This is a genomic window from Pseudoalteromonas sp. JC28, from assembly GCF_013319255.1.
GTDB lineage: Bacteria > Pseudomonadota > Gammaproteobacteria > Enterobacterales > Alteromonadaceae > Pseudoalteromonas.
The window spans coordinates 1-11,311 of the sequence record NZ_QOKX01000021.1 but is presented as its reverse complement, the minus strand read 5'-3'; the positions used below and the strand labels follow the sequence as shown (position 1 = coordinate 11,311).

4 protein-coding genes are annotated in these 11,311 nt (G+C 45.0%); all 4 read left to right on the top strand.

Annotated features, from left to right (window positions below):
* On the top strand, positions 1-2,393 hold a 2,393-nt coding region (locus DS891_RS24155; RefSeq protein ID WP_174171162.1), incomplete at its 5' end, for a non-ribosomal peptide synthetase.
* A 279-nt stretch (positions 2,394-2,672) separates the two neighbouring features.
* The gene (locus DS891_RS24150; protein ID WP_174171161.1) at positions 2,673-5,669 is read left to right on the top strand and encodes an amino acid adenylation domain-containing protein; all 2,997 of its coding nucleotides are present in this window, start codon (positions 2,673-2,675) and stop codon (positions 5,667-5,669) included.
* Positions 5,629-10,860 carry a non-ribosomal peptide synthetase gene (locus tag DS891_RS24145; RefSeq protein WP_174171160.1) on the top strand — a complete coding sequence of 1,744 codons (5,232 nt, stop codon included), beginning with the start codon at positions 5,629-5,631 and terminating at the stop codon, positions 10,858-10,860. The genes DS891_RS24150 and DS891_RS24145 overlap by 41 nt, the downstream gene beginning before the upstream one ends.
* 4 nt (positions 10,861-10,864) lie before the next feature.
* On the top strand, positions 10,865-11,311 hold a 447-nt coding region (locus DS891_RS24140), incomplete at its 3' end, for a condensation domain-containing protein (RefSeq protein WP_254606049.1).

Here is an 11,311-nt window from a genome sequence, read left to right as displayed (position 1 = left end):
GTGTGTTGTTACAGCGCTATGGCAACCAAGGTGCGGTGGTGTTTGGTTCGGTGACGTCAGGGCGGCCGGCAAGTCTTGCGGGTGTCGAGTCGATATTAGGTTTGTTTATCAATACAGTACCGGTGGTTGTAGAGAGCGGTGCAGAAGAGACGGTGCTTGGGCTATTGCAGGCGCAGCACGAACAGCAAGTGGCACGAGAAGGGCATAGCTACTATCCGTTGTATGAAATACAAAAACAGTCGCCGTTGGGAGAGCCTCTGTTTAATAGCGTATTTGTATTTGAGAACTATCCGGTTGATGCGCAGTTAAGTGAAGCGGATGAGCAGTCGGGGCTAGAGGTTACGACAGCGGAGACAACGGAAGGGACGAACTACGACTTAACGGTAGTGGCGCATGTATCGGCAGGGTTGAGTATTCGCTTAGAAGGCGGGGCGGGGCACTATAACTCGGCGAGTTTGGCACGTTTAGGCGGACATTATAAGCGTTTGCTATTGGGGTTGACGAAGGCCTTGAAGGTTGCGGAGGTTGAGCTTTTAAGTGAGCGAGAGCGGTCTTATTTGCTCACGGAGTTGAATAGTACAGCTCAGGATGTTGAGGTGCCGAGCTGTTTATTGCATGAGTTGTTTGAGCGTCAAGCAAAGAGTCAACCGGATGCGGTGGCGGTAGAAACCGCCAATGAAAGTATCAGCTATGGTCAGCTCAACCAACGTGCGGAAGCTGTCAGCCAGCATTTGTGCGCAAATTCAATATACCAAGTTGGGGATACCGTAGGCGTATATGTTGGGCGTTCGACAGATATGATGGTGGCAATACTGGCCATTTTAAAAGCGGGAGGTACGTACTTACCTTTAGAGCCCAGCTACCCAATTTCTCGAACTGAGTACATGTTGCAAGATTCGGAGGCGACTTGTGTACTTACCGACTCACCCCTTGAGTCTGATCTTAAGCATTTAGCCTTGGAACGTATTTGTGTTGCAAATGCTGTACAGACAGTCGTGGGAGAGGGTTGTAGTCAAAGTAGAGGAAAGTTAAGCGATACAGCTTATATTATCTATACCTCAGGTACGACAGGCAATCCAAAAGGAGTGGCTATTGCGCATCAAAGTGTGACTGAACTTGCGGTAGCCTTGAAAAAACGCTTACCTACAGGTCGAAATGCTCGTGTATTGCAGTTTTCAACCCCCTGTTTTGACGCTTCTGTTTTGGAGTGGGTGTGGGCATTGACGCAGGGCGCAAGTCTTCACATTTGTGGCGAGCAGGAAAGAGCAAACCCAGATCTTATGGCACGCTATCTCGTGCAGCAGAAAATTACGCATACATTACTAACTCCATCTTATCTTGCTCATCTACCATTTCGAGAGGATTATAACTTTGCAGCCTTGGCTGTAGGTGGAGAGGCTTGTGATGAGGAGCTAGGCTGGCGTTGGGCATGTCATTATCCAGTTTTTAATCTCTACGGCCCAACCGAAATCACCGTGTGCGCCAGTATTGCTGAAATTTATGAGAACGAACAGATCACTATTGGGCGGGCAATGCCAAATACTGAGCTATATATCTTGGATCAATCACAGCAGCTTTGCCCTTTTGGTGTTGCAGGAGAGTTGTACATTGGTGGTAATGGTGTAGCCAAAGGTTACATCAATAGAGCAGAGCTTACTGCTGAAAGGTTTGTAACATTGCCTAACTTAGCCCCTTGTAAACGTCTTTACCGGACTGGAGATTTAGTGCGTTACCTTGAAAGTGGTGAGCTTGAATATTTAGGCCGAGCTGACGAACAAATAAAAATTCGAGGATATCGCATTGAGCCTAGAGAGGTTGAACGTCAATTAGCGCTATTAGAGCAAGTTAACAAAGCGGTGATCAAGATAGATAAAGATGGTCAAGGTCACAATCGAATGCTTGCTTATATAGAGCCGATAACAACGGTGGGCCCTGATTTTGTTAGCCACATTAAGTCGCAATTACGCACTAACTTACCTGCTTTTATGGTGCCAGCAGCCATCATTACAGTTGAGCAATGGCCGTTACTTCCAAGCGGTAAAGTTAATAAGGCAGCTCTGAGCTATGAAATTGATAACGTGGAATCTGCGGTTAAAGCTCCCCGTGATGAGATTGAGCAAGCGCTAGCTGGTATTTGGCAACGTCTTTTGAGTATTCCCTACGAACAAATTAGTGTTGATGCTCACTTTATGGAGCTTGGAGGGCATTCATTACTTCTGATCCAATTACTGGCTGAAATCAACGACTTTTGGTCACTAGAATTAAGCTTAGCAGAGCTGATCGCTCATCCAGAGATCGCTACATTAGCTGAGAAAGTACGGCAACTTCTGACGATACGAGACCTTAACAGACAAGCCAGTTTAGCCACTGTGATAGAGGAAGGGACGTTGTAATTCGTCCCTCTTTCCCTAATGCAATGGGTTAAAGTTTGCCCAAATAATGATATTGTGTTAAATATTGGTTATTTTAAATTAACATGTTAGTATCTAAGTGTTGTTAAAGTTAATATTTTGTCCGGATTCCCCTTGTTGACAGAGTAGCCGCCAAAATAAGTGTGAAAACAGCTCATGTAGTGGAGGTTGTCTAAATTTTCTGCGCAGTCACACGTGCGTAAGACAGGCCTTATTTGATGCTCAATAATAAGAATGAAAGCCTATTAGGGAAAATAATCTATGAGTATCAGTCAGCTAGTTGCAAGTGCCACGTCTTCAGGTGTGTACCTATATACAGAAGGCGGGCAGCTGAAATATAAATTATCGGTTGCTTCATTTCCTGAAAATCTCAAGCAAGAAATACTGGCAAACAAACAAGAAATTATTCATTTTTTAACAAAGAATGAGATTAATCCTAAGTCAACTATATCTGCGCTGGCATCTCATGACGGTCATTTCCCTCTCTCTTTTGCTCAGCAGCGCCTGTGGTTTATCGATCGCTTTGAAGGGCAGAGTGCACAATACAACATACCTAAGGTGATTAAAGTCGCAGGTGATTTCTCGGTTGATATTGCAGAACGAGCCATTAAGAAATTGATTTGGCGGCATAAAGTATTACGAACCACTTACGGAGAGGTTGAAGGGGAACCCTTTCAGCAGATAAATCAAGAATTCAAATTTCAGATCAACCGCATTGATCTTTCTGCACTTGAGGCACAGTATCAACAACGTAAATTAGCTGAGTTGATCCGATATGATGCAGAAAAGAGTTTTGACTTGGCAACTGAGCTAATGCTACGGGTGAGTTATATTATAGCTGGCCCAGATAACCAAAATACTCTGTTATTTAATATGCATCACATCGCCTCTGACGGCTGGTCGATGAATATATTTGTACGTGAGTTTGTTGCTGAGTATCAAGCGCTGCAAATGGGACAAGAAACCAGACTTACTCCATTGGCTATCCAATATATTGACTTTGCTGTGTGGCAACGGCAGTGGCTAACAGAAAGTCGCTTAGCGGAGCAGTTACGTTACTGGCGACAGCAGTTATCAGGTGCTCCGTTATTGCATCGTTTACCTTTGGATTATCCTCGCCCAGAGCGCAAAGGTAATGAGGGAGCCAGAGTGTTCAGTCGCTATTCTACTGCGGCTATAGAGGCTTTTGCCATGCGCCATGGAATGACCCCCTTTATGGTTTTTCATGCAGCCCTGAGTATTGTACTTTGCCGTCACAGTAACCAATCAGAGTTTATTGTTGGGACTCCGTTTGCAAATAGACAAAACACAGCACTGGCACCGCTAATTGGCTTTTTTGTCAATACCCTAATTTTAAAGTCATCTATCAAACATGATACTGTCGCTGCATTTTTAACTCATATTCGTGATACCAATTTAGCCGCGCAAAGCTATCAAGACTTACCGTTTGAGCAGATTGTGGAGCATTGCCAAGTTGAGCGTAGCGTACAGCATACTCCTATTTTCCAAGTGATGCTGAGTATGTTTCAGGGTGAGTCGTCAAGTAAGCCGAGTCTATCCCTTCAGGGAGTGGAGTTCGAGGAAGTCTTATCAGATAACATTACTACCAAGTATGACTTAGACATCAGCATTTCCCTGTCCGAATCTGGCTGCAAACTCACTTGGGTCTATGATACCGAGTTATTTAATGAAGAAACCATAACTCAATTTGATAGGCACTTCGGTAATGTTTTGGACAACCTTCTAACGCAACCTGTGGAGCTGCCCTTAGTAGAGTTGGAACTCTTAAGTGAGCGAGAGCGGTCTTATTTGCTCACGGAGTTGAATAGTACAGCTCAGGATGTTGAGGTGCCGAGCTGTTTATTGCATGAGTTGTTTGAGCGTCAAGCAAAGAGTCAACCGGATGCGGTGGCGGTGGAAACAGCCAGTGAAAGTATTAGCTATGGTCAGCTCAACCAACGTGCAAACCAATTGGCACGACAACTACAGCATCAAGCAGTGCAGCTAGGAGATGCGGTAGGGATATTGTTAACACGCTCGGTGAATATGGTTGTGGCAGTGTTGGCAGTATTAAAAGCTGGAGGACGCTATGTCCCACTGGACCCTAATTATCCCAAACAGCGACTGGAGTATATTGTTGCAGATACGCAGTTGCAGCATGTTATTTGTAACGAGCATACTCAAGGGCTATTGGATATCGCAGGTGTCACTCTGTGGCAGCTAGACGCCACTAAACTACAGCAGGACTTAGCACAACAGTGTAGAGACAACTTAGGCCGTCATCCGCAAGCTACGAGCGACCAGCCAAGTTACCTTATTTATACATCAGGCTCGACAGGTAAGCCAAAAGGGGTAGTGATAGCGCACAGGAATGCGTTGGCGATGGTGCAGTGGGCAGGAGAGTTTTATCAGCCGGAAGAGTTAGCGGGGGTGTTGGCAAGCACTTCACTTAACTTCGACTTATCGGTGTTTGAGTTATTCGTTCCACTGAGCTTTGGTGGCAAAGTAATCTTAGTGGAAAACATTCTGACTCTGCTAAACGAAGACATAGCGGGTATTAGTCTAATTAATACAGTGCCGTCGGGAATAGATGCATTGCTGGCGGCGCAGCGGCTTCCTAGCTCGGTTCTGAGTGTCAACTTGGCAGGAGAGCCACTGGCACAGACAGTAGTAGAGAAGTTATTTAGTGGGCGAGAGTTACGGCGAGTTGTGAACTTGTATGGACCGTCAGAGGATACGACGTACTCCACTTACTATGAAATGACAGCGGCACCGGAGCAGGCCCCGAGAATAGGTCGTCCGGTGTCCAATACGCAGGCTTACGTACTGGGAGARCAAGGAGAGCTGTTACCGTTTGGAGTAACGGGTGAGTTGTATTTAGGTGGTGCGGGCGTGGCTTGTGGTTATCTTAATCAGCCACAGCTAACGGCACAGCGTTTTATTCCAGACCGCTTTAGTCACAACACAGATGCACGACTTTATCGTACAGGAGACTTAGTTCGATATGACCAACAAGGAGAGTTGTGTTTTATAGGGCGCGTTGACGAGCAGGTGAAGTTACGAGGTTTTCGTATTGAGCTTGGGGAAATAGAGCATCACCTAAATAGCCATGATGCAGTAATAGAATCGCTAGTGTTAGTGGTAGAAGAGGCAGGAGAGTCACAGTTACAGGCTTACGTCCGAACAGAAGAAGCGACGGGTTTGGCACAGCAGCTACGTGAGTATCTACGGGCATNCAGGAGACTTAGTTCGATATGACCAACAAGGAGAGTTGTGTTTTATAGGGCGCGTTGACGAGCAGGTGAAGTTACGAGGTTTTCGTATTGAGCTTGGGGAAATAGAGCATCACCTAAATAGCCATGATGCAGTAATAGAATCGCTAGTGTTAGTGGTAGAAGAGGCAGGAGAGTCACAGTTACAGGCTTACGTCCGAACAGAAGAAGCGACGGGTTTGGCACAGCAGCTACGTGAGTATCTACGGGCATTACTACCAGAGTACATGCTGCCAAGTCGCTACATTGCGGTATCACAGTGGCCGCTATCCCCGAACGGTAAAATTGACAAAAATGCGCTAAAACAATTGCATAGTAACACTGAGCTTGAGGCCTTTATAGCACCAAGAAATGCCACAGAGGAGCAGTTATTACTCATTTGGCAGCGATTGCTCAAAAACGACGCTATTGGTATTAATGACCACTTTTTTACCGTAGGAGGGGATTCAATTATAGCAATTCAATTGGTTGCTATGGCTCGGGAAGTGGGGCTCCATATAACTTTAAAAGAAGTTATGCAGTTACCTACGGTTGCTGATCAGGCATTGGTGGTTAAAGCAAGTAAAGAGGTGAGTGCTGAACAATCTCCCCTAAGCGGAGAATTTAGGCCTTTACCTATTCAATTGAGATTCTTACAACGCTCAAAAGGGGCGGCTGTACATCATTATAATCAGTCTATCTTATTGCAAGTGCCTATTGAGTTATCGCAAGATTTTCTAAGGCAAGCAGTTTCATGTTTACTTGATAGGCATGACGCGTTGAGATTACGGTTTACTCACAAATCAACAGGGTGGATGGGCGAGTTTATTGCGCTTGAACAAATTGATATTAATCGGGTTGTACAGAATGTTTTCGTTGCTGATTGGTCGGCTGAGGCCGTAACTGAAATTGCTGCTGCAGCACAATCTGGGTTTAATATTTCAAAAGGTGAGTTATTTAAAGCAGTCTTAATCTCAGGTAAAAGTGAAGCTCGGTTGTTACTTGTAGCGCATCACCTGGTCGTAGATGGTGTTTCTTGGCGAATTTTGGTACAAGATTTACAGCGTCTTTGGTGTCAGCATCAACGCCAAGAGATACCTCGGTTACCAGCAAAAACCTCATCTATAAGGCAGTGGAGTGATACCTTAGCGCTTCATTACGACGATTTCCAAGCGCAACAAGTCTTTTGGCTTGCCCAATTAGCCGCTGAAAATACCATGATGCCTTTATCTGAGAGTGAAATAGAGCCCTGTTTACGCAGTGAAAGTGAAATCGTTAAGCTACAGCTTACCCACTCAGTAACTCGTCAACTCCTAGGAAGTGCAAACCAAGCTTATCGCACGCAAGTAGAGGATTTATTGTTAAGTGGGCTGTATTTAGCGCTACAGCAAACATTTGCGGTATCGCAAGTCGCAGTTGCACTGGAAAGCCATGGTCGGGATCCTATCTCTGATGATGTGGATCTCAGTGAAACAGTAGGTTGGTTTACTTCACTTTATCCACTATTACTTAGTTCAGAGGGCACAGGGCTTACAGAAGTAATTATTGCTGTAAAAGAACGGCGTAGGGTTATTTCTGAGTCGAACGTTGGCTTTGGAACACTAAAATACTACTCCCAAACTTCTGAGTGTTCGCATTTTGAACAAGCGGATCCTTTTGTGCTATTTAACTATCTTGGACAAATTGAGATAAATGCAGAGCACGAGCATGGGGATTTTTCTCTCGCTGATGAAAGTATGGGGTCAAATCTACACGAGCAAGCTTTGCGGGAGTTTGCTATTGCGATCAATGGCCAAGTGAGTGAAGGCTTACTGCATTTGATGATTGACTATAGTGTTGCGCAGTTTAGTCCAGAGACTATGGTTGCTCTTAAAAATAATTTAGCTATGGCGTTGCAGGATATTGCTAATCACTGTGAAGGCCGAATGCCGATATTAACAACCTCTGATGTCCCTCATGTCGAATTACAACAATCTCAGCTTAATGAATGGCAGAAACGCTTTGGTACACTCATTAATATCTTTCCTGCAACACCATTACAGCATGGAATATTCTTTCAAAGTCAAATTGATAAAAAAGCCTACTTAACCCAAGTTGTAAATCAAATCAGTGGCGAATTGAACATCAAGGCGATGGAGCTAGCATGGCAATATGTGACTAATCGGCATGAAATATTGCGAAGCGGCTTTGCTATAGAAAAAAGTAGCCTTTATCGCTTTGTGCTTGCACCAGATATTAAAGTTCCTGTGCGCTTTTTAGATTGGAGCGACTTGAGTGATGAGCAGCGCCACAGCGCATTTATCACGTTGCGTGAGCAAGATCGAGAAATGGCAATGCCACTCAATGAAGCGCCTTTGCATAGAGTTACTATCGTGCGCTATGGCTCCATGCAGCATCAATTACTTTGGACACATCATCACCTAATTTTAGATGGTTGGTGTCTGCAAACCGTTTACCAAGAACTATTGCAAAGCTATTTGTCTTTTGCTAACTCGCAACCCTTATCGTTACCGAAACCGATCCCACTGGATGGTTACTATGATTGGTTGCAGAGTAAAGATAAGCAAAGTGCTCTTGACTATTGGCATACTTACTTACATGACTTTGACTCGCCCACCGCATTGTTAGAAAGCCAAAATTTAGACGTTCAATCGGGCTATGTTGAGCGACAATGGCAAATAAGTACGAGTCTGTCGCAAAAGCTACGAGTACTTGCCAGTGAAGCCAAGGTGACTCTCAATGCGGTCATACAGTGGGCTTGGGGATACTTGTTACAGCGTTACAGTGGTGACCAAAAGGTATTGTTTGGTACTGTAATTTCAGGTCGGCCATCTGAGGTACAAAACATTGAAAAGATGGTTGGGTTATTCATAAACACCATACCTGTAAAAGTTGATTTTGTTCCATCAACGGATCTTAAAGCTCAGCTTAAGCAATTACATGAAAGCCAGTTGCAGAGTCAAGAACACGGCTTTTTAACTTTGCCAGAGATCCAGCAACAAACAGCGATTGCCGCTGAGATTGAGTTGTTCGATAGTATCGTAGTGTTTGAGAATTATCCTGCTGAGAGCAATAGCAGTGTAGCGAATAATACCAGCGATGTTGTTATCAATAGTAGTGAGACGGCAGAGTATAGTGCTGTGCCGTTGACTTTTATTGTGAATGATAATGAACACTTACAGCTTACATTGGGATATCGTAAAGAGCGTTTCAGCGATAACACCATAGCGCAAATGCAACATCATCTTGATGCCATCTTTTCTCAGCTTGCGGATGGTCGAGGTGTGGGTGAAATTTCACTGTTATCGACGTCTGAGCAACATTTACTGGCGCAGCAACATGATACTTTCTGTTCCCACAATTTAGCTTTACTACCGCATCAATATGTTGACCACTTTGCACAGGTAACACCTAACAGCATCGCCGTTCTTGATACTCAAGAAACGTTGACATATCAGCAGTTAAATCAGGCAGCGAACCGACTGGCTCGTTTGCTACAGGCTCAGGGAGTAATGCAGGAATCCTTCGTGGCTTTGTATCTTGAACGTCACTGTAGCATGGTTATTGCAATTTTGGCGGTGTTAAAGGCGGGTGGCGCTTATGTACCTATTGACCCGAGTATGCCGGACGCGCGCAGTAGTGCAATCTTAGACCAGCTGGGTGATGTACAAGTTTTGACCCAACAGCATTTAGCGGAAGCTGAGTGTTTGCAATCACATCAAGTGACTGTGATCGATAGCGAAGCGACGCTAGATACTCTCTTCCAGTATAGAGCAACGACTCCTAGTACCTTTGAATTAAGCTCGACAAATCTTGCGTATATGATTTTTACGTCAGGTACAACAGGACAACCAAAAGGGGTGATGGTTGAGCATCAAGCCTTGTTGAATCGTGTACTGTGGATGCAAAAGAAATATGGACTGAAAGCCAGTGATAAAGTGCTGCAAAAGACGCCTTATGGTTTTGATGTTTCGGTCTGGGAGTTTGTTTGGCCATGGACCGTTGGCGCAAGCATTGTTCTAGCTAAACCCGAGGGTCACAAAGAGCCTAAGTATCTAGCAGAGTTGATACAGCGACAAGGCATTACTCATTGTCACTTCGTACCTTCAATGCTGCAAGCATTTATGCAGCATGCAGAGTTATCGCAGTGCCAAACACTGAAACAGGTATTTTGTAGCGGTGAGGCATTAACGCGCGATCACCGAGAACAGTTTATACGAGCGTCATCCGCTCAGTTACATAACTTATATGGCCCGACAGAAGCAGCAATAGATGTAAGTTATTGGGATTGTAGTAAAACCACCTCGGCCCCGAGTGTTCCCATCGGTTATGCTATTGATAACATTAACTGTGTAGTAGTGAGTCCGGATTTTGCTGAGCAGCCTATCGGTATTCCAGGAGAGTTACTCATATCAGGGATTGGCTTGGCTCGAGGTTACTTTCAGCAGGAACAGCTCACTGCGGAGAAATTTATTACGGTGAGCTTAGCAAACCGTTCTCAGCAGAGATATTATCGCACGGGCGATTTGGTCCGTCGTTTAGAATGTGGAGCTCTGGAGTTCCTTGGTCGTTTAGATCATCAAGTTAAAATCCGTGGTTTGCGTGTAGAGCTAGGAGAGATCCAAGCTGCGATTGCAGGCTGTGATGAAGTGGAAGAAGCATTTGTCAGTGTGCAGGAGTTACAAGCTGGTGAACAGCTTATCGCATTCTGTGTTACATCATTGGACAGTGCTGAACTTTCAGCTGTGATACCTAAGTTGCTGGCATCTACCTTACCGAACTACATGATACCTGCAACCTATATCGCATTGACTGAATTACCAGTCACCGTTAACGGCAAACTTGACCGTAAAGCACTATACAGCATGGTGACGGCCCAGCCTCAGATTGAATATGTTCCAGCACATACGGCAACAGAAGTTGCTCTAGAGGAAGTCTGGCGAGAGTGTTTAGGTATCACAGAACCCCTCAGTACCGTGCAGTCTTTCTTTGCTCTAGGCGGAAATTCGCTTCATGCCATGAGTATCCTCGATCGTGTCCAATCGCACTGGGATTACCCTTTTGAAATTGCAGACCTGTTTGCCTTCCAAACAATCAAAGAATTAGCACAGTTTATTGATGCAACACAGTCCCAGTATAGCTCAGAACAGCAGGAGCTAGAGGCGGATAGTGAGGCCTTTGAAGAAATGGAGTTTTAACCCAATGATTGATTTGCTTAATCAACTACAACAAAAAAATATTCAGCTATCTTCTGACTCCGGTACTTTAAAGGTGAAAGCACCAAAAGGTGCCATGACTGCTGAGTTAGCAGAGCAAGTAAAAACGCACAAAGAACAGTTATTGCACTTTCTTGAGAGAAAGCAGCAAGGGAGGTCAGTGGCGAGTATCCCCTTGTGTGCCATAGATCGCAGTGGTGCGATCCCAGCATCATTTTCACAACAACGGCTGTGGTTAATCGATAAGCTAGAAGGCAGTCAACATTATAATGTTGCAGCAGCACTGGCCTGTGATGGGGTACTGGATATTGCAGCCATAGAAGCCAGTCTAACTCAAATAGTTGCCCGCCACGAGGCGTTAAGAACCTGTTTCGAAGCCCACGATGGAGTGTGTATGCAGCGGGTAATGCCAGCCCGAGCGGTGACGGTAGAA